Raw genomic sequence first — 26401 nt, 5'->3', positions numbered from 1 at the left:
TTAATATCACATCAAACACCAGCAAAAAATGAAAGCATATATTTTGTGCCTAAGATTAATCCTTATTCCTTTTCTCTTGCCGGTAATAGGTGCTGCGCAAAAAACAGTCAAAACATTTCCGCTGTCTTCCCTGGATCTCAGCAAAATGAAACAAACCTACGGAGTCCCCAGGGTATACCACCGGGGAGATGAAAAGCAAATGACTATCGCCAAAAAAACTTTTGGATATGGCGTTGGTACGCGGATCAAGAGCGCCTTATGGATTGACCTGGCACGTGGTGCAGACAGGTTTATAGCTGATGTAGGCGTAGATGATGATACCACCAATATTGTTTTTTTTACCAAACAAAATTTTAAGGTTATCGGAGATGGTAAAAAATTGTGGGAATCAGGTCCGATGGATTTGGGCGACCCTTCAAAACATATCGATATTGATATCAGGGGAATTGATACGCTGGTGCTTACGGTTGTAAACGCCGGAGACCTGAGCAGCTATGTGCAGATGGATTGGGCAGAACCACGGTTTATGATTAGCGGGAAAGATCCAGTAGCCATATCCGCACCGGAAGATAAAGCAGTAATACTGACCCCTAAACCCCGTCCGGTTGCACAAATCAACGGTCCTAAAGTATATGGATGCAGACCAGGCAGCCCGTTTCTTTACCGTATACCTGCTACGGGTACCAGGCCGATCAGGTTTTCTGCAAAAAGGCTACCTGCGGGACTTACACTGGACGACCAAACCGGTATCATCACCGGCACATTAAAAAAGCGCGGCGATTACAAAGTAGTGCTGAAAGCTCAAAATGCAGCCGGTACTGATACCCGTGCATTTACTATTTCCTGTGGAGATAAACTGGCCCTTACACCACCAATGGGATGGAACGACTGGTATACACATTTTGATAATATAACGGATCAGAAAATGCGTAAGGCCGCAGACTTAATGGAACAGAATGGTATGGCTGATGTTGGATACCAATATGTAAACATCGATGATTGCTGGATGAATGCCACCGCAGTGCGGCATCCCGGACGGGTAGGTCCATTGCGGAATGCAGCGGGTGATATTCAACCAAATTCCTATTTTCCTGACATGAAGGGGATGACAGATTATATTCACGCTAAAGGATTAAAAGCCGGTATCTACTCCTCTCCCGGCCCCACTACCTGCGGCGGATACGGTGCCAGCGCAGGTCATGAAGAACAGGATGCCAGACAGTTTGCCAACTGGGGGTTTGATTTTTTAAAATATGACTGGTGTTCCTACAGCGAGGTAATCGGACCCGGACCTTACACCTCTGAACAAATGCAAAAACCTTTCCGCGACATGGGGAAATATTTGAAAGAACAACAACGGGATATTATCTTCAATCTTTGTCAGTATGGTATGGATAGTGTATGGCGCTGGGGGGCAGAAGCAGGCCACTCGTGGCGCACCGGAGCTGATCTTGGTCTGGACATCGATATCTTTTACGATGTGGCCATTAAAAATGCGCTGGAATATGGCAGCTGGTCAAAACCAGGCGGATGGAATGATCCGGATTATTTGCAGATTGGATTTCTGAGCAATGCACCTTGCAAACTATCTCCTACGGAACAATATTCTTTTATGTCACTATGGTGCTTATTACCTTCTCCGTTATTTTATAGTGGAGATATGGAAAAGCTGGATGACTTTACACTCAATATACTTTGCAACCCAGAAGTAATTGAGGTGAACCAGGACAGGCTGGGAAAACCAGGAATAATAAGCGGTATCGATTCCACAAAAGAAACTTTTGTTATGGTAAAGGAATTGGAAGATGGCAGCAAGGCGGTGGGATTATGTAACCAGGGACTTTTCCCCACGGAGGTAACCTACAAATGGGCAGGTGATAAGAAAAGTAAACGCCAGGCAGTACGTGATCTTTGGCGGCAGCAAGACAAGGGCATTTTCCAAAACGAATTTACTACCACTGTACCTGCCAGGGGAGTAGCACTGATAAAGGTTTCAAATCAGCAGGCGCAGTTAATCTGTTGCCACTAACCTGCATGCATCCCATGTAAACCAGCCCTTGTCTGTGCTGATCTTTATTACATTTTCACCAGGATGCAGCCATCCTTCCGGCACCTCAATAATAGCAGTATAAGGATAGGCCAGGTGATAAGGTAGTGTATCCTGTTTCCCAAGTCCGCCAGGCATTGCAGTTGAAAAATGTCTATTGTTTATGGATATTGAAACAACCGCCGGTGTGGTAGATTGATCAGCAGTACTGATGTATAAACGTGCGCTTTTGCCGGTGGCAAACGGCGGCAGGTCTATAATGCTTTTCAAGGCCGACTGCTTTGTTACGATCCACGGTATCAGTGCCGGATCTGGGCGCGGGCCTGATATGGTCACTGCATATTTTCCGTCGGCTACGATGCCTTTTCCCTGATGATATCCGTCAAATTCTCTGCTCATCTGATCCACTCTGCCGAATGAAAAAAGCATCCCTCCAGAAGGCTGGATAATTACATCATCCGCATTCCAACTGGATATTTTCCACCCCGTTTGCGATAAAGATAGCCGGCTCCCGGTTTTTACAGGTGCTTTTATAAGAATGCTCCTCGTTTCTCCGGGAGGAACAATAATAAAATTATTGTCAAGCAGCAGGTCATTTCTATAATCCAGCAAAGGCGCTACCTTACTAAATAACGCTGTCATTTTTCCGGTGTTCTTCAGGGAAACCCGGAGCCTTTCCATTCCTTCTTCTATAGCTAAGGTGGTAACTGTGGCTTCCAGCCGGGTTCTTTTCACAGGTATAATATAGGACGGTAATTCCTCTATGAGGGCAACAGGTAATGTTGCCGGAGGTACAGGCAAAGGCGCGTATACTTCAAATTCATCCACTGCACCTTTTCCCGTTCTTACTCTTATATAACGGGCTTTTGAAGGCGCCGTTAATATTTCTACTGTACGGCCCGGCGAATAAACAGTCATATCGTCTATCCCTGGATGTGTAAACACCTCGGTCCATTTCCTGGCATCTGTGGAGGTTTCTATCTGCAATCCGCCAAGCGGATGGTCAGTCTGCTCAAAGGTACGGTCACGGCCAATCTTAAACCTACCTATGATGCGCTCCTGCCCTAAATCTATTTCAAAATATGATTGCAGGGTATCTGCCAGCCATGCACTGTTATTACCGTATTTTCCATCATTAATGAAAGCAGCCGTAAATGATCCGTTAAGGCTAACAGAAGAAGCACTGGCAGGTTTTGCTCCGTTTCCGACATACGCATAATTACTGGCAACAGCGGGGCTTGCGATGCTGGGCGCCTTGCCTGGTACTGCTGTTTTGCTATCTTCCAACAACCCTGCAAAAACGTTGCCCACGCCAGCCAGCCCCAAAATATGTACCCGCTCACTTTGCACATTCGATGTAGCATCGGTTAATTTCAACTCTACAAACAGCGGACCGAGGTTGGCAGGAGGTGCTATATGAATATCTTTGATTTTGATTGATTGTCGCGGCAATACAACGGCCTTGCCACTCCCTTTATCTACCACACTACCATTGCTGGTACGCACGATATACTGCCAGGATAATTTTCCTGACGGCTCCGGAAGATCACTCGTAATCCAGAGTTCCGTATCAATACCTTTTGTTTTGTGGTAAGTAATGGAAAAGTATTTCAATGATATGGCAAGCGGACGGAATGCATCTGTAAGAAAATAGTAGTTCATTAAAGGTATCCCGTCGTAATCAATATGAAAGGAACCGGCTCCGTTTGACCAGCCTTCATTGAGTACCCATGCAAACATCCCACCAAGTGAAGCGCCCCGCCGGCGAAATGCATCTGAAGCCAAGCGAATACCTTCGGCCCCGATAAATTGTCCTGCATTGATCATTGCCTCCAGGTTTTTTGGTTCCCCGAATAAGGAAGTGATCACGTTTTTCCCCAGCCACCACTCTTCGCCCATTGCATGGAATATATTTTTCCGGATCATTACCCGCTTTTCTGCATCACGTTCCGGAATAATCGGCCATTGATCGGGAGGAGGAATATCGCGTTGCCATACTTCCAGGTTTGCAGGGCTTTCTGCACCATATTCTGTAGACCGCATCATGGGGCCTTTTCCCCAATGTTCCGTCATAGTCAGATCATTGTAATAATTGTAGATGGATGGCAGATAAAAGTATCCGCCGTGCCGGTCGCCCTGCACCGGATTTGTAGCACGGAACAACCGGCCGTCTTCTTCCTTTACGGACCGTTCCAGGGCATTCAATGCTTTATGATCAAGTCCTGTCCACCAGCCCATTTCATTGCCGCCAGACCATTCAACGATGCTGGGATGATTTCTTACCTGCCGGACAACATTACGGGCAGTATACTCGAGGTTATTTACAAAAACATCGTCTGACTCAGGCACCGAATTCGCCAGCGGAAATGTATGTATCAACATCAGGCCCAGCTCATCTGCCAGATCAAACATCTTTTCCGGCAAAACACCGCCACCCCATAACCTTAATGCATTGATACCGGCATGATGCGCCAACTCAAGCACCCGGGGGCCTCTCTTCATAATATTACCCTGCAACAGATCAGGCTGCTGTAGGTTAGCGCCTATCATCCTGATGGGCCTTCCATTCACATACAATAAATTCGGCCTGCTAAGCCCCGGCGCCTTAGTGGCATCCTGCGGCACGTTTGCAGGCGCACCTTCCACCTCACCCCACGTTAATTCACGGATACCGATACGGGTGCAAACGGAATCCAGTATTTCCTCGTTTTCCCCAAACAATATAGCTGTTACGTGGTACAAAGGTTGCGCGCCCTGGCCATTGGGCCACCATAAAGCGGGGTCCTGCAGCCGCAGCTTTCCCGTTACCGTGCTATTTCCTTTCTCCAGGCGGATGTCAGCAGTGCTTTGCTGATCGGCGCCATTCCCCCTGATGCATAGTTTCAGTTGTCCCTTACCGGAACTGGCTATCGTATTTACATCAAGATTAACGGTAATGGTTGCATTTTTATACGCATCCGTCAACCGGGATTTTACCTGCGCCCATACTATCCTGGAGGCGCCGGTTGTTTCGATGCGCACATCTTTCCATATCCCCAGCGTCCAGATGGCAGGGCCCCAGTCCCAGGCGAAATTGGTGGGTGCTTTGAGATCCTTTAGTACCTGACGGGTTTTATTTATGCCATTCAGAAAAAAATAATCAGTTCCCGCTCCACTGTTCTTTCCATCTGCGCCCAGGAGGTAGGGAAGTATTTCATCAGGCATTTTATCCAGCTTTACCGCCAGTATATTTTCTTTACCAGGTATCATGACCGATGTAATATCGAATTCAAACCGCCTGAACATGCCTGCGTTCTTACCTACTAATTGGCCATTCAGCCACACCTCACAACTGTAATCAACCCCATCAAATACAATTACGTTTCTTCTGCCGGGAAAACCGGCCGGGGCTATAAATTTTTTCTTATACCACCAATCCTTTCTGCAAACCTCTGTCAGCCGAGGATCTCCATCTCCATAAGTAATCGGGTCAAGAAGATGCTGGTTTTCAAGGTCAGACTGGATATTGCCTGGAACAGAAGCAGGTATCCAGCCGTTGCCTTCCGGTAAGCCGGCACCTGTTCCTTCATGAATCCACCAGTCATCTCCACTGAGCAGTATCACTTGTCTACCTTCCTTATCCGCTTGTTTGGATACTCGAAGCGAATCCGGAAGGTTATCTAATGCGCCGGCAGTCAGACCGACAGGCGTTGTTAATATCAATAGGATTCCTAACAATTTAATCTTCCGAAAAAATTCCATGCAAACTATTTTACTTGAATAAAAACGGTGTAGCACCCGTACTACATGAAAATGCTTTGACCTGGAATAGCGCCCTTATAAATACCATTTTCGTCGGGTAGTACTGGTGGCACTGTACTCCATTCATACGTGACAGGTTGAAGATTCAGACCCGAATGCAACGTTTTATCCCATTCAATCAATTGGCCACTATAAGTAGCCAGCCGGCCCATGATGGCCGTTAAAGTACTGTATGCGCCATTTTCCGCATCGGCAAATTTGTATTCGCTTTTAGCAACGGCGGCAAATAGTTTATCGTGCTCCGTCTGATACGGATTATTTTCCTGTTTAAAATCGAACTGGTACAACCCCTTCCCGTTGTGCGTTACTATCCTGCCCGTATCCGTGTGAATTCTTCCCTTAGTGCCGGTTAATGATTCTGCTACTTTGAACATTGTTTTAGGGATTTGTCTGCACTGGCTATTCAAAATGCTGCCATCCGCATATTCAAACTCTACTGAATGGTGATCAAAAATTTCACCTGCCTGTTTCCCTTTTCTGACTTCTCTTCCACCCATTCCCTGTGCTTTTACCGGATAGGCTCCTTTAAACCAGTTGACCGCATCAATGTTATGCATATGTTGTTCTACAATAGGGTCGCCGCAAAGCCAAACAAAAAAATACCAGTTACGCATCTGGTATTCCATTTCGGACTGCCCTGGCCGGCGGGGTTGTAACTGGCCACCGTCGCCATTCCACCAGGCCTGTGCCGAGGTGATGTCTCCTATCAGTTCTTTTCTTTTATATAGCTCCAGGTAGGAATGCTGATAGTGGCGTTGTAGTCCCACTATCACATTCAACTTTTTTTGCTTCGCAATTTTCGCGGCAGCCAGCACCTTTTCTACACCAGCGGGATCGGTAGCTACCGGCTTTTCCATAAATACATGCTTACCCTGTTTTACAGCCTCTTCAAAATGAAGCGGGCGAAAACCGGGAGGTGTGGTCAAGATCACCACGTCCGCTAAAGCAATTGCTTTCAGATATGCATCAAAGCCTGTAAACATTCTCTCTTCCGGTACATCAATCATTTTCTTTAAATCAAGTTTATCCTTGCCGGACGTTCCGCCTGACCATTCGCTGAGCTCTGATGTTAATAAGCTGTAACTACTGTCTATCCTGTCTTTAAACACATCTGCCATCGCTACCAGGCGGACATTTTGTTTTGACAGCAACGCCTGCACAGCAGCGCCAGTACCACGGCCACCACAACCGATCAATGCTATCTTAATCACATCATCTGCTCCCGAAAAATAATTAGCCTGTGATAGCAGTGGCGCCGCCAGTAAGCCACCACCCATTACAGCCACGTGTTTCACAAAATTCCTTCTCGAGTTAATAGTATTGTTGGAGATTTTATTCATGGCATAAAAATTATTTGCAGTTAAAAAATTATTTACCGAGATATAGTTTGAAAAATGCTGCAGCTTCTTCCTGGGTTGGTTGTTGTACCGGACGAATGATCCTGAATCCAACAAATGGAGCATCCACGTTCCACCAGCGGCTTTTGGGGATCTGCGGGTCCCGCCTGTTCCAGGAAGGTTCAGACTTCACCCTGTCCGCACTTCTTAATCCATCAGGCTGATCATTGTAATGCCCGCCGCGCACTGTACGCGGATGTTTCGTTGTTGGCAACCGTACCGGGGAAATACTGTCCACAGAAGTGCTGTAAAAGTCTTCATCATATTGATCGAGCATCCATTCGGCCACATTTCCCAACATATCATACAAGCCCCAGGCATTCGGTTTCAACTCACCGGTTTTATGATAACGCCCACCGCTATTACCAGCATACCAGGCATAATCGTCTAGTTCTTTTGCATTATCTCCAAAGGGATAAGCAGTAGTTGACCCTGCCCTGCAGGCATATTCCCATTCTGCTTCCGTTGGCAACCGGTAAAAAATATTTGTTTTCAGATACAGCCAGCGGCAATACATGATGGCACCAAACTGTTGCATGCTGTTTGCGGGAAAACCGGCGGTATTACCCATGCCCAGGGTCATTTCAATATAAGGTTGAGAAGGGCGGGTCATGCCATCCGCTTGTGAGTTGAATGAAATATTTTCATCCTTGGCGAATGCATCATATTCCGGGTAGGTAACTTCATAAGCACCCATCCAGAAGGCATTGATAACAACTGTATGCGCGGGTTGTTCATCGGCTTCTTTTATAGTGGCATTGGCAGGGCTTCCCATCATAAATTTACCCGCGGGCACCGGTACCATCGAAAATTTTAATGCCGTACCAGGAATCATTTGCTGATAAGATTTGAAAGAAGTATCAGCTGTGGATTGCCCCCTCACCTGCTCATAATAGAAAATGGAAAGTATGACCAGTATACTGGCAAGTTTCATAACATCTTTTTATAACATCAATAGATAGTGGTGAGCAGCGTATTTACCTACGCTCTTGTCGCCATTGAAATACCTGTTCTACCGGTGTTTATTTCAACACCTTTGCTGCCCATTCAGCAGAACGTTTTAATAACAGCTTGAAAGCGGGAGATTGAAATGAAGCTTCATTATGTCCCAATAATGTTTGGAAAACGCGCCCTTTTCCATATTCATACGTCCAGGCGAGTGGTTCATCCTTAGCGGTTGTTGCAGAATAGGCGGTTAATAAGGGAACTATCGGTTCATCTCCTTTCTGGTTATAATATAGCTCATCTACCGTTTCAAAATCTTTCATACCGCTGGTTATCAGGTGAGGCGTTTTGCTTACCTGTACCTTAAATTTTCCGTATGGCTCATGCGCACTATTCGATTGGTGATCCCACACCCGCCTGCAAATAGTTCTGTATGCCGGCCAGTCTGCTGCCGCAGCACCGGGAAGCGAATAATGAAAAGCTCCGTTGGCGAAATGAATGATCAGCAAACCTCCGCCACTTTCAAGATAGCGGATGGTCCTGGCCTTTGCAGAGTCGTGCAAAGGTCCGGGATCATTCCAGTTACAGTAATTCATCACCAGTACATTGTAATCAGTCAGATCATATTGATACAGGTCGTGAATAGTAGTGGAAATATCTACCTGGAAGGGTGCATTTTTCTCCAGCGCCTGTTTAATCATTTCCGTTGTTTCTTTCCAGGGATGCGCCGGATGGTTGTTACCCGTAAGAATAAGTGCTTTCAGTTTTTTATTAAACAGCAATTGTGTTACCTCCGGAATGCTGTAGAACTTTGCCTTCACGCCTCCTTCCGGAATACTGATTCCTGCTGCCCAAACAATTCCGTTTAGCATGAGTTTCCGGAAATCATCGTTTGCCCAATTCTTGTAAAAATGTCCCATCGTGGTGCCGAAGCCTCTTCCGCCATTTTTCCTTTCTACGGCCCAGGCTACGGTGTTACCTGTGCCCGCATTGCCATTCAAAGCCGGAACAGCGGCAATTGACCGCAAGCGCGGATCATTTTCCCTGAAGCGCACATTATAATAGAACTCTTCTTCAATCTGAAAAGGTTTTACACCTTTTGATACAGGGTGTCCCGGCGAAGGCAGTTCCACTGCTGCGGTAAGCGTGGAAATAGCAGAATACCAGTTCCTTTTACCATCATCCCCCTGCCAGTCAAAATAGCCGCCATTCCATTCTTCTATCTGATCCCCATATTCATCCGGTGCAAATGTGGAGAAATGATATGTTACTAATCCACAGCCACGCTCCATTTGTTTTTCCATGATTTTCATCCGGTCCGCTGTCATAAAAGGTACCTGTGGCAGCATATCTCCTTCCCCATCGCGGCCGTCAGACAACGTCATGATGAGGTCTGCCTGATCAAATACCGCAGCATCCGCAGGCCAGGTGTTGTAGATATCTACTTTTATATTTTTGACATTGCAATGCTCCAGCATGGCCTTTATGAGCCGTGCATTTTTTGTATGTTCATGTTCACCGGGACCATGCGTTTTTGCCGTTGTCAGCAATACTATGTTATGACCCTTTTTGCGTAATTGCGCATACCCCGTATCCCAAAGTAATAATAGCGTACAGCAAACTGCGATGAGCAAGTATATCTTTTTCATGACAAACCTAATTTAGTATGCTGTGAAGATTTTCTTTTCCTGACAAGATAAAGGGCGCCAAATGAAATGATCAGCACCGCAGGCATTGCAGATACATACCACAACGTTTCGGCGCCGGCTGCCAGTTTGATAGCAGCCCATTGTATAGCCTCTTCTGTACCACTAACCGCATTGCTAAACACTTCAGCAGATGTTCCGCCAGGTACTTTCGATGCAATCCTTGCTTCATATACCTGCCCGAAATAGGGCAATATCAGGGATGTTGACAACAACCCTGTTCCCCCCATTATGGATAAGCCCAACGGGCCCGTTTTAGGTAAATTTTCTGATACAAATCCAATCATAGTAGGCCAGAAAAAGCATACCCCCACAGCAAAAATTGCGGCCGCGGCAAATGCCGTATATCCCTGCGCGTAGCCCAGCCATAATAAACCTGCAAAAGAAAAAACGGCAGAGAAAAATAACAGCCCGGGAGTGGATAGTTTCTTTAAGATAAATCCGGCATTGGCCCTGCCCACTACCATGATTCCGTTAATAAATACGAGTAATAAAATGGAGGGAACACCCACAGATGAAAGCAATTCAGCGATCCATTGATTGGTGCCAAGTTCAGTTGCACCCGTCAAAAACATACAGCCTACCATGAATATAAACAGGGGTCTGAAACATTCCTTTATCATTTCCCTGTTGGAAACGCCTTGCTCCACCCGCTCTGATTGCGGAAATGACTGGTTGAAAAACATGTACCCATATACCAGTGTTGGCGGTATCATCACGATCATCTGCCATTTCCAACCTGCGCCGAGCCATGTCAACAAAAATCCAAGTATGCCGCCTATGGCAATGCCGGCGGGAAACCAGATATGCCAGTCATTTATCTTCCTGGCTTTGTCGTCCGGATACATACCGGTAACCATTGCATAGCTCGTTGCTTCAACAAAACCATTTCCCAGTCCTACCAATAAAGTAGAAAAGAAAAGCGACCAGAAACCAGTAGCACAAATAGTGAGAACGATCCCCAGCACATGACCCAGAAATGCTATGCGGTACATTGTTTTCATTCCGATAAAATCACATAAAGGGCCGCCAACAAACATAGCGATAGTAAACCCCCAGAATGCAGCGGCGGCTGTTTGCCCTATTTCCTTTGGGCTTAACTGAAACTCATTGCCCAGCTCTCCCAGCAGATTGGCCCGTATGGCAAAACTCAGCGCAGTAACTACCAGGGCCAGACAACTGGCATTATACAACCGCTGTTTATTTATTTGCTTGATCATTGGCTATTTCGTGTTTATAATAATTCAGATAAAACCCTTACAATACTTTTGCAGGATGAATTGCCTCCTGTATACCTGCTACCTGTTAAGGTGTAAGTCCCAGTGCAGACAACATGCCCTTATCAACAATATCCACCGTAGCAGCACCATAAGGCTTCCGGACAGCAGGATCCAGGATAGTAAAGTATTCATTGAACGACCAGTATTCCCATCCTATACCTACTTCTTCAAAGGATTGACGCAATTCCCGGATGTAGCGGATCCGCTCTTCAGGATATATTCCCAGGGAAGCGCCATTTTTACGCGCCTGCACATGATCTATACATCCAAATTCTGCTACCAACACATGTAGGTTACCGCCATGTGCATCATTCCAATCCCTTACATTCCGGGCTCTCATACGTAACCACTGACTGTTGAAATAACCATTGCCATATTCAACCAGGTCAGCGGTTGCTTTTGATTTATTTTCTTCTTTCACCTCGCTGAGCATTTTACTCATTCTTTCCGCCACAATTTCCGGAGAGGAAGGCCAGGGCATAAAGCTGATATCCTTCCACACGCCACCGGTTCCACGCCAGGCATCGAATTGTGTATTGAACCCAAACCGGTAAGGTTCGTAGGTCGTGAAACTGTAGTAAATATTATTATCATTGGCGGGGTCCATTGCTGTCATGGCATAGATATTTCCTGCCCTGTCGCCCGAAACAATTAATGTGTGATCAGGCATCACACTCCGTACAGCTTCCACCATTTTTGTATTGAGTCTGTTCCAGTCGCCATCCTTATTTGCAAAAGGCTCCGTCATCAATTGAAAGCCTACCTGCTGTGGTGTCCATCTTTCTGTCAGGTATCGGGCGAAGGCCTTGTAAAAGCCCAGTAACTTTACAAACCCGGTATCCGTACCCAAATAATGGGTTTTAAATTTCCCTTCAGGATGAAGATCTACCACACAAGGGAGTCCTGATGCAAGGGCTCTGTTAACCACCTGGTCCACGAAACCCATGTTGGCCATATTGACGCCATCACCCTCAATAAATTCGTCTGCTGTTAACAGTATTTTGATATGATCAAATCCAATACTTTTGGCAACAGCAATATCATTAGCAGAAATCTGCCACTCCTGTTTTACCGGGAAACCCTGGTTCTGAATACGGTCAAACACAATACCCCGCTTCAGGATTATTGCCGGACCTGCGGGAGGAACAACCCTCGTCACTTCTTCCGGTATTCTGATGGAATGGTAAATCTTTATATCCGCCAGGTTGCCGCCGAATGATGCGGCGTCATCCTGAAAGCCACCGATCATCAGCGGGGCTGCCTCATTGATGATAGCTCCCGTTACTTTACTCGTCTTTACCAGTTGTCTATCTTTATAAAATTTCATTTCACCATTGCCATAGGTGATCATCACATGATGCCAGATGTTATCATCTACCTGGAATCCGCTGTTCATGTCACCTTGCAGACCATTGCCACTAAATACCAGGTTACCGGTTCCTTCCTCCAGTTTAAGAGAAAAATTCCTTCCGGCAGCAGGTATGCCTTTGGTTACAATCACCCTGCTGTTCGTGCGGTTTCCTGCAACCTGTAACCAGGCTGCTATGGTAAACCTGTTGCCCAGGTTAGTATTACCGGTACTAACCGTGATCCTGGATCCAGGCTCACTGAAATTCATTACGTGGCTGAAAGAAGAACCGGTACCCGGAACCCATTTAGCTTTGTTAACTTTCCCTTTATCACCGGCCCCATTACTGTTGCGAACAATATCGCCTTTGCCTTCATCCAGTTTCCATCCTGCTGTTTCCATTTCGTGATAGAGATCCTGCACCTGTTCTTCCTTAAATGCTGTACCAAATATTTTTAAGCGGGCAAGATTTCCGCCGAATGTGTTAGCGCCATTATGATACGAACCGATCGTCAGTGGTGCTGATGAATCGCTTATTGTTCCAGTAACCATACCGGTTTTAACCAGGAGGCCATCTATATAAAAATGCATCTTTCCCTGCTCATACGTAACGGCAACATGGTGCCATTTTTTGTCAGGATGTTTTATGCCGGCGTTTGTATTACCTGAAAGTGCGGGAGAAAAAAACTGTAGTTCCCCTTTTTTTGTATCCAGCTTCAGATCAAAATAAGACATAAGTGCAGTATCCGTACCCTTAGCCAGGATGATGCCCGGCTCCTTATTTATGGCCGGGGCTTTCACCCAGCATGCAATGGTAAACCTGTCTTTTAAATTAATATTACGGGTGGTGTCAACATGTACACCTGCGCCCCTGGCACGAAAGTCCAATACGTTGCCAAACCGCGTATCTGTTATCCAGGTGGCGTTTTTCAGTTTACCGGTTTGGGTAACGCCGTAATTATCGTACGTGTTGGCGGGGCCATCAAGTTTCCCATATAAGGGATTACCGGAGTCCTGATAGGTAGCAATACCCATTCCCTCGTTGAGGTCCCATTCCGCCAGTTTACTGGTATAAATATCTGCTATCTTTAGAGCGTTCAGTACAGACTTCACTATTTTCAGTTGCCCTATATTTCCGTTAAAGGCGGCCGATCCATCTGGCTGTGCACCCACGTTCAATGTGGTGTTGGCAGGAGCAATGCTGCCGGTAACCGCCACCGTTTTAACCAGGTTACCATCTTTGTAAAACTTCATGCGACCTTGCGCATAAGTGATAGCCAGCTGGTGCCAGTTATTATCGTCTACTGTTATCCCGGTGTTCATATCGCCTGACAGACCAGGTGCATAAAACCGGAGATGCCCTGTAGTTTCTTCCAGTTTTAAACTATAATAAGACGGCGATTTATCATCGGCTCCCTTCACCAGGATAGTCCTGGATTGTTGTCTGCCGGAAACGGCTTTTACCTGGCAGGATATTGTAAATACATCTCCGATGTTTACATCTACTGTCTTATTTCCGGGTACTTCCATCAGTGCAGGTGTATGCCACCGTATATCCATTTCCGTTACCCCCGAATGAAGGGGTAATGCTGATGTCCCAAATAACAAACCTGCAAGCAGGATGACCACGCGTACAGGAGAAACAAAATTATTTAACATGATAGCAATGAATGTTTAATGATCCCTGCCGGTAATGCAGGGAACAATATTGCAGCAGCCACATTTGTATGTAAAGTTTACAAAATGCGGCTACTGCAAAATAATAATCAGCTAATGGCATTTCCCACGCCAAAACAATTTACCAGCCGTTATTCTGGTTGATATCAAAATCAGGAATAATAGCGGCTTCACCTATGGGTATAGGGAACAACAGATATTTCTCCTGCCATGCATTACGGCGTTCTGTCACAAATCTTTGGTAAGTGAAAGAGCCATCTCCATTTTTAATGGTTTCCATGCCTGTCACCACTTTATCGGTTTTGTCGATAATCTTCCACCGGCGTACATCCCAGAATCTATGTTCTTCAATTACCAGTTCCACCCGACGTTCCCGGCGAATACGCTCGCGCATCTCAGCGGGAGTTAAGCCAGCCGGAAGATCCGGCATCGACACTCTTCTACGGATAGTGTTGATCGCATTGTACACATCAGGGGTAGCGCCAGCAGCTTCGTTTTCAGCTTCCGCGAAATTCAGATAGATCTCTGCCAGTCTGAACTTCTTCCAGCCTTGGTTAGGAATCTGGCCCACCTGCACTTTAGGATCAATGAATTTTCTCAGGTAGTAACCGGTGTGCGTGTTCTGCATGTTCGGTGGTACTTTCATCAGTTGATCCGTACCGCCGAGAAATGTTTCTACGGTATGTACCTTACCTTTAATGTTATCATAGATGGCACCGTTGTACCATACGGTTGCATAAAACCGGGGGTCTCTTCCCACGAAGGGCTTCTTTTCATCATACCCGGATGCCGCATTAATAATGGGCTGTAAGTGGTCTGCATCGCTGTAGCCGGTTATCGCTGGCTGTCCGGTAGCCTGCATATCATAGCTATCTACTAATTCCTGGGTAGGGCATGATCCTGCTTTGTAGTTTCCTACGCTGGGAATATTATTGACATAACTCAATAAAGATTCATTCCTTTTATTCACTTCATAAATCGTTTCCTTATCCAAAGGAGACGTGGTCAGATCTGAATAACTAATAAAGTAATTCTCATAATTGGGCGCCAGTTTATAGAGGTCGCCGGCGGTGAGTTTGCTCAATGCCTCTCTGGAAACGTCTGCTGCTGCCTGCCATTTCGCCTTGTTATTTTCAGGATTCCAGAGCGGACTGGCATTGTACAATAATGCTTCGGACTTAATCGCATACGCCACTGCTTTGCTAAAACGGCCTCTTTCAGATTCTGTCGTCAGGCGCATGGGTAGCGTGGGCTCTGCAATGGCTTCATCACAATCCTTCACGATAAAATCTATGTTCGCCTGAAAGGTAGGGCGTATTAAACTGGTGTAGTCAAAAGCATTGTCGAAAGGTTTATCTGCAATAGGCATTGGACCAAATTGCTTGATCAGCTCCCAGTAGTAGAAAGCACGGAGCAGTTTCGCTTCCGCTCTCATTCTGCTACGATACAATTCGCTACTCACCGTGGCATTTTCGATATTTTCAAGAAATACATTCGCATTCCTGATACCGCTCCAGAAAGCCGGGTAGTGGTTGGCGTTATTACCATAACCACCCGCTGCCAATGGGTTGTTACCGGGATTCAGCGCCCCGATAATCCACTGCGCGGAGATATTTGCCGGCTGGTTTCCCACCTGGGAATCAGAACATTCATCGGTGGTACTGGCCAACATGGCGTATTCTATATAGGAGTAAAAATAACTTGGTATGGAACTATATACCGTATTTAAATATCCTTCCGTGCGATCAGGATTTTTAAATACATCCACCAGCGACATTCTGCCATCCGGCGTAATATCCAGCGGGCTTTTGTTGCATCCGGCACCAGCAATCAACGAAACAAAAACCGCTGTTGCCACAAATCGTAACGCTATCTTTTTCATATGAAATTTAATTAGAAAAATTAGAAGGTGATGTTTAGCCCAAAATTGATAGTCTTGATAATGGGATAAGAGGTTTCATTTATTACCTCAGGATCTATATCTCTGGTTGGGAGCCTGTCCCAGGTTGCCAGATTAAATCCATTCGTATAAGCTCTTATACCTTTGGCGCCTATCTTTTTGGCCAGATACATCGGGAATCTGTAGCCTAATTCTACGTTCTTCAACCGGATATAACTCCCGTCTCTTATGAAAAATGAGTTACCAATTTCGTTTGGCGATCCTTCTGTTGTCAAGCGGGGATAGCTGATTTTTTCTCCGGCAGCAACACGCTCCGGTGTCCAGGCTTCCAGGTGACGTTTAACATAGTAGTTGGCAGACATTGTACCTGCACCACCATAGTAAGCCGTTACGTTCGTGATACCTTGTACTAATATACTTACATCAAAGTTTTTGTAGGTAACATTGAAGGCACCACCAAACGTAAACTCCGGAACAGCGGAATAACCGATAGGCGCAACGTCCTGTGCATCTACCACCCCATCACCGTTTAAGTCTTTATACCTAAAATCACCAGGTCTTGAATCGTGACCACCTACGCGTTGCACCGGCGAACGATCAATTTCTGCCTGATCAGCAAAGTAGCCATCCACGATATATCCAAAGCTCTGACCTATCCTGTAACCGGTTTCCCTAAAGCGGTATGCATAGGATTCGGGTAACAGTGGTTCATCCGCATACAGTTGCCTGTTAGAAGTATAGTTCAGGTTTAATTTTGATAACATGGACCAGTTACTATTGAAACGTTTACGGTAGTTCAGTTCAATTTCATATCCATGATTTTTAACGACGCCTATGTTCACCGGCGGCAATGCACTCACGGGAAGTCCGTTTAACACCGGTATCTTTCCCCTGTTCCGCAGGATATTATCTCTTTTCTCACTATATATATCTACCGTCAGACTTAATTGATCAAACAATCCTATTTCGAAACCGATGTTTGATTTCTTCGACACTTCCCACTGCAGCATTTCATTTTTCAACAGGCTGGTTACAATCGTGCTACCGGATCCTAAACTTCCAGAAGCACCGCCCCCGCCTACTTGCAGATCATCAATATATAAGAATCTTCTGCCACCGATACGGTCGTTTCCAACGGTACCATAGGAGCCTCTTATTTTCAGGGAATTGATGATTCTATGATTGGCTAAGAATGCTTCATTCGATATTACCCAGGCAGCAGATACTGCGGGGAAAAATCCAAATCTTCTTCCTTTGGCAAATTGTTCCGAACCATTATAACCGGCGTTAAACTCAGCAAAGTATTTGTTATCATATCCGTAGGTAGCCCTTGCAGCCGAACCGATGAGGTTAAATGGCAATGATTCGTTGATGATTGTTTTCTGCTGTTGATAAAGTAATAACCCAGTCACCGCGTGTTTGCCAAATCCTCTCACATAATTCAACGATCCCTGGAAATCCGAGAAGGAGGTAAAAAACCGGGAGCCAGAAACGGTTAAAGGCGTATTCTTTTGTGCATGGTTGATATACTTCACGCTATCCTGGCCATCTGCGCCCGGTACACCACGAAGAATAACTTGTTCCCATCTTTCATAATCGCGCCCTGCATAAAAGTTATTGGTGCTCTTAGAATCGAAAGACATCACCGCTCTTGCTGTTAAACCGGGTGTGATAAATTCCAGTGACTGTTCCATACCATAAGTAGCTGTTACGTTACTTCTGGTCTGTTGTGCATAACCAGTACGATTTAACTGGCCCAGCGCCGGGTGATCCGTTGTGATCGTGGTGATCACCTGTCCATCTGGCGTATACGGAGGCACCGTAGCATTGAGGTAGTTCATGTATGCCATCACCCATAAAGCAGGTGAAGAGTTGGCTACTTCATCGCGGCCTACGAGGTTTAACACACCCAACGGCATATTTTGCTTTTCAAGATAACCTGCCACATTCAAAAATGCTTTCAGTGATTTGTTGATCTGCAGATCTATATTGGAACGGAAGTTATACCTGTCTAGTTTAAAACTCGGATCGTAGGGAAGTCCTTTTTCAAATTTGAACTGTCCGCCCTGATTGAGATACCCTGCGTTTACGAAGTACCGTAAACTCTTATTGGCGCCGGAAATATTAAGATTGTACCGTTGTTGTAAAGAAGCTGGTTTTATCAACATATCTTTCCAGTTGGTATTGGGATAGCGAATAGGATCATCTCCGAGGCGGAAATGCTCCAGTGCTTCGGGAGAAAACGCATCACCTTGTCCGTCGTTTCTTTGGGCCTGGTTTCTCAGGGTGGCGTATTCAAAGGCGTCTACCGGTGTAATAAATCTGGTAAAGCTTTGGGTACCTCCTTCAGCGGAGAAGTTAATTTCCGGAATTTCCGACGTTCCTCTTCTGGTGGTTACCAGGATCACGCCATTCGCCCCTCTCACCCCAAAAATGGCGGTGGAGGACGCATCCTTTAGGATGGTCACGGACTCTACTTCATTTGGATCGATGTAGGTCAGTTCACGCTCTACCCCATCCACCAATACGATGGGAGATTGCGCATTGATGGTACCTTGTCCGCGTACAAACAACTGCGTGATATCGCGACCGGGTTCTCCACTCCGTTGCATCGCTGTGAGCCCTGGTAAACGACCCGCCAGTGAAACGGCCAGATTCGCAGCCGGGCTTTGCTTGATTTCCTTGGTTGAAATGGAAACAATAGCGCCGGTTACAGTTGCCTTTTTCTGCTTTCCATAAGCTACTACCACTACCTGATCGAGGTCATGTTCAGAAGAAGAGAGCCTTACATCAATAGTAGCAGCTTCCCCTACCTTAACGGTCTTTTGTTGATAACCTACGTGTCTGAAAATCAATGTTGCGTTTTCGGAAACAGTGAGGGAAAAATTTCCGTTCACATCTGTTTGCGCACCGTTTTTTGTGCCTGCAACTATTACGGATATACCAGGCAAACGTTCGCTGCTGGTGGAATCCAGTACAGTACCGGTGATCTTCTTATTTTGTTGCGCAAAACCGGTAAGGCTCATGCCTACCGTAATAACCAACAGCAATAAAAGCTTTAAGGATGACAAAGGCCTTAAACTTTTTCTTACCGATAAGTTTAAGCACTGACACACCACTCCAGCGGACAAAAATTTCATAGTGGTGGCCCCAGTCGATTGAAATGATTTCATAAACGGGAATTGTTTTTAATAAGTGACGTAAAGCTTCTGGTGTCCAGAAAACATACAAGATTTGGTTGATGATCAGTAGAAACAGCATCACCTCCCCTATGCCTGCTTTTGGGGCATCCTGGTTGATACTTAAGGATCAGTTGTTAATAAAAGTCGATGCTTATCGGTTATATATGGTCTGGGGATATACCTCACCCAATCGATAGTAGCAATAGCTATCGATACCTATTTTTCATACGTGTTTTTATAGTAATGTAACAGTTGTAAAATCGCACACGCCCCCCCTCCTGTTAAGATTGTTCTGATAAAATAGTGTACGTTGACTATTTTCAAAAATATGCAATATTCCGGCATATCCAAACTTTTTTTTAAATATTTTTTTTATTCAGTCTTTTCTCTATTTTTGAAAAAAGGATTATGAAAGTGAAGAACAGAAATATCGGTATCAAATAGCATATATGTGCTTCCCAGATTCATCCCGGGAACTTTATCGCTATCATTCTATATTCAAAAGTAATTCTCCTATTCCCTACTAATATCATTTTATTATCCTCCTTTTTAGAATATTTAACTTTTATGAACAGGAAGATGTCACGTGCTATAAAAAATACATACCAACCGCTCCTATAAGAAGTAGGAAAATGCTAAAACTTTTTAAGAGATTTAGATAGATACTTAGTTTTCCAAACAAATTATCATCATTAATTACTGAAAATAACTTTTGCTCAATCTGGCTATCTACTTTATCTTAATTCATTGATATTCAGCGTATACTGCTTTTAATTAGTCGCTTATAACCATAAAAAAATGAGGCTATTACGAACACAAATCACTCCTTTAGTTAATGACTCATTATTTGTTGAGTTAAGAAACCAGTCTTTCTTAGCCTCCCCTTTTCATGGCCGGCCGTGTTTTCATTCTCATCCCGAACTTGAGTTGGTACTGATATTGGAAGGTTATGGAAAAAGGATCATCGGGAATAAAGTAGAACCATTTGAATCAGGGGATATGGTATTCATTGGTTCCAACGTTCCTCATGTATGGTTAAGTGATCCGGACTTTTATAAAGAGGATTCATGCCTGGAGTCAAAAGTGATTGTTACCTATTTCAATCCACAGATTTTTCAACAGATGTTTGATTCTGTAAAAGAATTTGAAGGAATAAAGGAAATGATAGCACAAGCATCAAAGGGCATCAAGATATTTGGCGAGTCGAAGCAAATCATCGCTGATAAATTGCTGGAGCTGACTTCTGCAAAAGGCTTCGAAAAGGTGGAAGCCCTATTGAGAATCATGCACCTCATATCGGTTTCTTCCGAAAAAAGTTTTATTGCCAGCGACGATGCAAACGGTCTTGAATCTCAAGGTTCTGACAAACTAATCAGCATCATCAATTTTATAAAGAATAATCTCTATGAACAAATTTCATTAAAACAGGTGGCAGACATTGCCTGTATGACAGAACAGTCCTTATGCCGGTATTTTAAGAAAAGAACTAAAATGAGCTTTTCGCAATATCTGCTGGAATTACGGATGGCACATGCAAGAAAAATTTTAATAGAGCAGGACCTACCCATTTCTGATATCGCTTATTCATGCGGATATAATTCCAGCTCACACTTTTGTAAGGTTTTCCGGGACTATACCGGTCAAAGTCCATATCAATATAGATCAGGGGTTAAAAAAGAGACGCAGCCCCCACTCAGCCGCTCTTAGACAAAACCATTACCTGTATTGCTTTCCCATTTGCATCATCCTTGTTTACCAGGAACTGCGAGCGTATTTTTTATTTTGAAGAAATTGAAATACTATCGCTATTTTTAGGTTAACTATTCCACGATTCTGCCAGACATTACACTATACAACGATTGTTTACTACCTGCGCGGCTGTCAGCGGGTGACCCTACTGCTTTTCATACCCTTTATACCAGATACGCTCCTACTGTATTTAATGCTGCTATGGTATATACACATGACGAAACCCTGGCGGAAGACATCGTGCAAATGGTTTTTATGACCTGCTGGGAAAAGCGGTCAGCGTTGGCCCGGATAATCAGTATGGAAGATTATCTTTTTGTGATGGCCCGTAACCGGATATTTGATGAACTCAAAAAACTGGCAAACCAACAACGGCTTGCCCATCGCTATAGTCAGGAACAGGACAGGCAGACATTGGGGATAGAAGATCTGCTCCAGGAAAAACGATACCATGAAGTGGTACAGGAAGCCATCGCGAATTTACCTGTTCAGCAACGTGAAGTATATGTATTGTACAATACAGGTAGCATGACCTACGAAGCCATTGCCGGACAATTGCAGCTGTCACGGCTCACCATTAAAAAACACCTGGAACTGGCCCGCCGGTCTGTACGGCAGTACGTCCGCCAGCGATTCCCCGAATTGATACTGACCGGTAGCAGCTGGTTGTTTTTCCTTTAATATCTTTTCTTTACTTTTTTTCTTTTTGCTTACGCCACTTGTTTACGGTGATCGTCTTTATAGTCTAAAGCTGCTATATGACCGATTCTCGTTTTACTGCCTTGCTGGATGGCCTTCGCCTTGGTCAACTTCTCCCGGATGAACTGGAGGAGTTACAAGCTGCTATACGCAGCGGGCAGTACGATGCACTGATACAGGAAGATATCCGGGTTCTACTGGAACAAATGGACGAACATCCACTATGGACAGCAACGCGTTCCGATAAATTGTGGCAACAACTCACAACACAAACTTTCAACGCTCCTGTAGAAAAACCGCTGCAACGCATTCCTTTACTGAAAACAGCCTGGTTCCGGTATGCAGCAGCAGTAATCATCTTATCCAGTGTCGGAACTTTTTTCTGGCTCAACACTTCCACTATAAAACCAGCTATTGTTCATACTATTCCAACATCTCCGGTAAATGATATTGCACCCGGTGGTGATAAGGCCATCCTTACGCTGGCTGATGGTTCCACTATTGTACTTGACAAGGCCGATAATGGAAACCTTGCGCAGCAGGGAGATATAAAAATAGTCAAACGAAAAAACGGCCAGGTGGAATATGTAAAGTCAGGTAGCACCAACACTCCGGAAAGCGCCGTTTCCTACAATACGATGCAAACTCCCAACGGGGGCCAATACCAGCTCACATTGCCGGATGGTACCCGGGTTTTATTGAATGCGGCATCCAGCGTTAGCTATCCTGTAAGCTTTACCGGTAAACAGCGGATCGTATCGGTAACCGGGGAAGTTTATTTTGAAGTGGCGCCTGATCCTGCTCACCCATTTATTGTTAAAACCTACAAGGAGGAGATCATTGTACTCGGCACTGCCTTTAATATAAATAGCTATACAGACGAACCAGCTATAAAAACCTCCCTGCTCAAAGGAGTGATCAGGATAAATGACCGGCTGCTAAAGCCAGGCGAGGCTTATATAAACGGGAATATCATCCCTACAGATATAGCGCAGGACCTCGCATGGAAGAATGGCATTTTTGATTTCAATCATCTTCCACTGAAAAAAGTGATGAAACAATTGGCCAGGTGGTATGATATAGAAATCGTTTATGAGGGAGAAATACCAGGATTTGAATTTTATGGCGAAGCCCAAAGAAGTTTAAAGCTGGCAGATGTGTTAGAAGCCCTTTCCGGAATGGGAGTACGGTTTAAAATAGAGCATAACAGACGACTCATCGTTTCCAAAATGTAAAATTATATCCAATAAAAAACCGCCACGCTTGCAGGCGTAGCGGCAAAAAATTGGATAGGTTCATAAAAGGTCCTGGAGAAGACCACTTATTATTTCACCAAACCAACTATTGCAAAAGTATGCAAAATGTTCTTTGTAAGGTACTGCCTCATTATGGCAGCCCTTTAACCAAACGATTCCTACGCGTTATGAAATTAACGACTCTGATTTTCCTAATTGGCTGTTTGCACCTGAGTGCGCGGACATTTTCCCAGACGGTCAGTCTTTCCGGCAGGAATATGTCTTTGCCAGCTGTATTTGCCGAAGTAAAAAAACAAACCGGTTTCCTGGTGGTATCGAGTTACCAGTTACTGGGGAAAGAGAAACCGGTTACCGTTAATGCCGTTAACCAGCCCGTGGAGGATTTTATCAAAGAGATATTGAAAGACCGGCAGCTCTCTTATACGATATTGGATAAAACAATCAGCATCAGGAAAAAGCCCGCTTTCTTTGCTGAACCTGATCGGGTAGCTGATCTAACAAAGCTACCACCGCTTCATATCCGTGGACAGGTAACCAATGAAAACGGACAGCCGCTTATAGGTGTAACCGTAGCTCTCAAAGGAACCCAGGTGGCTACGAACACAAATACCGATGGTGAATTTGAAATTAAGACAGCGCAATCCGGGAGCCAGCTGGTTTTTTCGAGCATAGGGTTTGAAACACAGTCAGTAGATATCACCGGAAGGAACAACCTGGTAATCGTAATGAAGACAAGGGTTTCCGACCTGGGTGGTGTTGTTGTAATCGGTTATGGAACACAACGGAAGGTAGATGTAACAAGCGCAGTGGCCAGTATCCAGTCAAAAGATTTTGTGCAGGGAGTAGCCAAAGACGCAGGCCAGTTACTACAAGGTAAAGTGGCAGGACTCACCATCGTTTCTCCCAGCGGTGACCCAACTAAAAACTCGCAGATATTGCTGAGGGGAACAGCCACGCTGAATACGAGTACCCAACCCCTGATACTGGTTGATGGAATTCCAGGCGACCTGAATACAGTGGCTCCCCAGGATATTGAATCCATTGATGTATTGAAAGATGGTTCCGCCGCTGCTATTTATGGAACAAGAGGCACCAATGGCGTTATCCTCATTACCACAAAAAATACAAAAGGAAATGTTGATCCTTCTATTGAGTACAGCGGCATCCTCAGTACGCAAAGGATCGCCAGAAAACCCCAAATGCTCACTGCTGCTGACTACCGCAAACTCCTGCAGGAAGGCGTAGCCGGTGAGGATGAAGGCGCCGATACAGACTGGCTCAAGGCAATCTCCCAGAATCCGCTAATACATACCCACAATTTTACCATCCGGGGAGGTACTGCAAAAACAAATTATGTGGCAAGCGGTACCTACCGGTCCCTCGAAGGTATCTTTCAAAAAACTGACAACCGCACACTCAATAGCCGTGTAGACATCAATCACAATATGTTCGGCGGAAAAGTACTGATGAATGCGGGCCTTTTAACCAGGAACAATAGTTATACTTCAACCGGAAACGGGGTAAGCTTTGCCGGACACATATATCGTCAGGCGCTTAACCGTAATCCCACGGCACCGCTCCAAAATGATGATGGTACATGGAATGAAAAACCAGCCGTGTATCAGTACGAAAATCCATTGTCAAGGTTGTATGAATCTGATGGTAAACATACTAATATTCTCACAAGGGCAAACGGTAGCATTGCATGGTATGCACTGCCATCACTACGACTGAAAGTACTGGGCGCTGTGGAAACTTTTAATCAGAATGAAGGTTATTCTGAAACCAAGAAGCATATTTCTACCATCAGAGGTGGAAAAAATGGTTATGCCATTATAAGAAGCGACAAGGGATCAAATAAATTACTCGAAATGACAGCCGAGTACACCCAGCGTGTACAGCAGCACCGGTTTACAGCCCTCGGAGGTTACAGTTACCAGGAGAACAGTGATGAAGGAAGCTGGATGGAAAACTGGGATTTCCCGACCGACAAATTCTCCTACAACAACATTGGTCTCGGAGATGCCATTAAACTGGGTCGTGCACAAATGGGCAGCAATAAATATGAATCGAATCTTATCGGCTTTTTTGCCAGGGCGACTTACAGTTTTGACGACAAGTACCTCCTGATGGCGAGTTTGAGAAGAGAGGCTTCTTCTAAATTTCTTGGCGCCAAACAGCCCTGGGGTAATTTTCCTTCCGTTTCTGTTGGCTGGAGAATTAATGAAGAAGGATTTATGCAGGATATAAGTTTCATTGATAACCTGAAGCTCCGGGTAGGATATGGTGTAACAGGCACCGCGCCGGATGCCCTTTTTCTCGGTATCGCAAGACTTGGTTATGGAAGTTATACCCTGGTTGATGGAAGATGGGTACGCAGTCTTAGCCCAAGCAGCAATCCAAATGAATTCCTGCGCTGGGAAGAAAAAAGGGAAACAAATGCAGGCCTGGACTTTTCGCTTTACAAAGGCAGGATCAGCGGTAGCATCGATTACTACAAAAGGTTAACAAAAGGTTTGCTGTTCGATTATCCGGTTCCTTCTCCACCAAATCTGTTCAGCACCACCACTGCCAATGCCGGCACCATGGAAAACAAGGGTATCGAAATGTTGGTTAACCTCGTTCCTGTGCAGAAAAAAGATTTTACATGGACCACCTCTGTAAACTTCTCTACCAATAAAAATAAACTCGTTTCTCTCGAAAATGAATTGTACAAACTTACCAATGATTTTTTCGATGCAGGAAGAGAGAGTGGTGAACCATTCAATGCGCAAACCCATCGTGTACAAGTAGGCAACAGGATCGGAAACTTTTACGGTTTTAAAGTAATAGATGTAACGGATGACGGAAAGTGGATCTACGAAACTACAGATGGAAAAGCAGTGCCTTATGATGAATTCGAATATAAAGATGAAGACAAAAGAATATTGGGTAATGGTCTTCCTAAATATTATACGGGATGGAACAATACCTTCAGGTATAAAAATATAGACCTGGGTATCACTATGCGGGGAGCTTTTGGTTTTCAGATACTCAACTTCCAGAGAATGTATTTTGAAAACCCAGGCACCACACAATATAACCGCCTGAAATCCTCCAATGATCCTGTATTTGGAAAGGCGGTATTAAACAAAACTGTTTCCAGAGAATATAACAGCTATTATGTTGAAGATGGTGACTACTGGAAAATCGACAACATCACCCTGGGATATAATTTTACGATCCGAGCCATCAAGGCGCAGAATGCGAGAGTGTACATCTCTACGCTGAATTCAGTCATCCTTACCGGTTACAAAGGAATTGATCCGGAAGTAAACAGCCTCGGACTTTCTCCAGGCAATGATGAAAGAGATAAATATCCTTCCGTACGCACTTTCACCATCGGTCTTAACATTAAGTTCAACTAATAATATT

General features: G+C 44.9%; 13 protein-coding genes. 5 read left to right on the top strand and 8 right to left on the bottom strand.

What is annotated here, in order from left to right:
* The first annotated feature begins 28 nt into the window (after positions 1 to 28).
* Positions 29 to 2029: an NPCBM/NEW2 domain-containing protein gene (locus ABQ275_RS02430; RefSeq protein ID WP_349316679.1), complete on the top strand. Its 2001-nt coding sequence runs from the start codon at positions 29 to 31 to the stop codon at positions 2027 to 2029.
* Here ABQ275_RS02430 and ABQ275_RS02425 read toward each other — a convergent pair.
* The 8 genes from ABQ275_RS02425 to ABQ275_RS02390 all read right to left on the bottom strand — a co-directional run bounded on the left by ABQ275_RS02425 (position 2012) and on the right by ABQ275_RS02390 (position 19172).
* Positions 2012 to 5788: a glycosyl hydrolase 2 galactose-binding domain-containing protein gene (locus tag ABQ275_RS02425; RefSeq protein ID WP_349316678.1), complete on the bottom strand. Its 3777-nt coding sequence runs from the start codon at positions 5786 to 5788 to the stop codon at positions 2012 to 2014. The two genes, ABQ275_RS02430 and ABQ275_RS02425, sit on opposite strands and share 18 nt — an antisense overlap.
* A 41-nt stretch (positions 5789 to 5829) precedes the next feature.
* The gene (locus tag ABQ275_RS02420; RefSeq protein ID WP_349316677.1) at positions 5830 to 7188 is read right to left on the bottom strand and encodes a Gfo/Idh/MocA family oxidoreductase; all 1359 of its coding nucleotides are present in this window, start codon (positions 7186 to 7188) and stop codon (positions 5830 to 5832) included.
* A 28-nt stretch (positions 7189 to 7216) separates the two neighbouring features.
* Positions 7217 to 8179, bottom strand: coding sequence for an SUMF1/EgtB/PvdO family nonheme iron enzyme (locus ABQ275_RS02415; RefSeq protein ID WP_349316676.1), 963 nt, complete (start codon positions 8177 to 8179; stop codon positions 7217 to 7219).
* An 88-nt stretch (positions 8180 to 8267) separates the two neighbouring features.
* Complete coding sequence (locus tag ABQ275_RS02410) at positions 8268 to 9839, bottom strand: ThuA domain-containing protein (RefSeq protein ID WP_349316675.1); 1572 nt, start codon at positions 9837 to 9839, stop codon at positions 8268 to 8270.
* The gene (locus tag ABQ275_RS02405) at positions 9836 to 11116 is read right to left on the bottom strand and encodes an MFS transporter (RefSeq protein WP_349316674.1); all 1281 of its coding nucleotides are present in this window, start codon (positions 11114 to 11116) and stop codon (positions 9836 to 9838) included. The genes ABQ275_RS02410 and ABQ275_RS02405 overlap by 4 nt, the downstream gene beginning before the upstream one ends.
* A gap of 85 nt (positions 11117 to 11201) precedes the next feature.
* Positions 11202 to 14183 carry a LamG-like jellyroll fold domain-containing protein gene (locus ABQ275_RS02400; RefSeq protein WP_349316673.1) on the bottom strand — a complete coding sequence of 994 codons (2982 nt, stop codon included), beginning with the start codon at positions 14181 to 14183 and terminating at the stop codon, positions 11202 to 11204.
* A 139-nt stretch (positions 14184 to 14322) separates the two neighbouring features.
* A complete protein-coding gene (locus ABQ275_RS02395) occupies positions 14323 to 16083 on the bottom strand; it encodes a RagB/SusD family nutrient uptake outer membrane protein (RefSeq protein ID WP_349316672.1) in 1761 nt (586 codons plus the stop codon).
* Between the two features lie 20 nt (positions 16084 to 16103).
* Positions 16104 to 19172, bottom strand: a complete 3069-nt coding sequence (locus ABQ275_RS02390) for a TonB-dependent receptor (RefSeq protein WP_349316671.1) — start codon at positions 19170 to 19172, stop codon at positions 16104 to 16106.
* A gap of 909 nt (positions 19173 to 20081) precedes the next feature.
* On the opposite strand from ABQ275_RS02390, the gene ABQ275_RS02385 reads away from it, so the two are divergent.
* From ABQ275_RS02385 to ABQ275_RS02370, 4 genes are all read left to right on the top strand, one after another.
* Positions 20082 to 20990: an AraC family transcriptional regulator gene (locus ABQ275_RS02385; protein ID WP_349316670.1), complete on the top strand. Its 909-nt coding sequence runs from the start codon at positions 20082 to 20084 to the stop codon at positions 20988 to 20990.
* 243 nt (positions 20991 to 21233) lie between these two features.
* Positions 21234 to 21713, top strand: coding sequence for a sigma-70 family RNA polymerase sigma factor (locus ABQ275_RS02380; protein ID WP_349316669.1), 480 nt, complete (start codon positions 21234 to 21236; stop codon positions 21711 to 21713).
* A gap of 77 nt (positions 21714 to 21790) precedes the next feature.
* A complete protein-coding gene (locus ABQ275_RS02375; RefSeq protein ID WP_349316668.1) occupies positions 21791 to 22966 on the top strand; it encodes a FecR domain-containing protein in 1176 nt (391 codons plus the stop codon).
* Between the two features lie 188 nt (positions 22967 to 23154).
* Positions 23155 to 26394: a SusC/RagA family TonB-linked outer membrane protein gene (locus tag ABQ275_RS02370; protein ID WP_349316667.1), complete on the top strand. Its 3240-nt coding sequence runs from the start codon at positions 23155 to 23157 to the stop codon at positions 26392 to 26394.
* Positions 26395 to 26401 lie beyond the last annotated feature (7 nt).

It is taken from the genome of Chitinophaga sp. MM2321, assembly GCF_964033635.1.
Taxonomy (GTDB): Bacteria; Bacteroidota; Bacteroidia; order Chitinophagales; family Chitinophagaceae; genus Chitinophaga.
The sequence above is the reverse complement of the archived record's forward strand: the minus strand, read 5'-3'. Positions and strand labels throughout refer to the sequence as shown.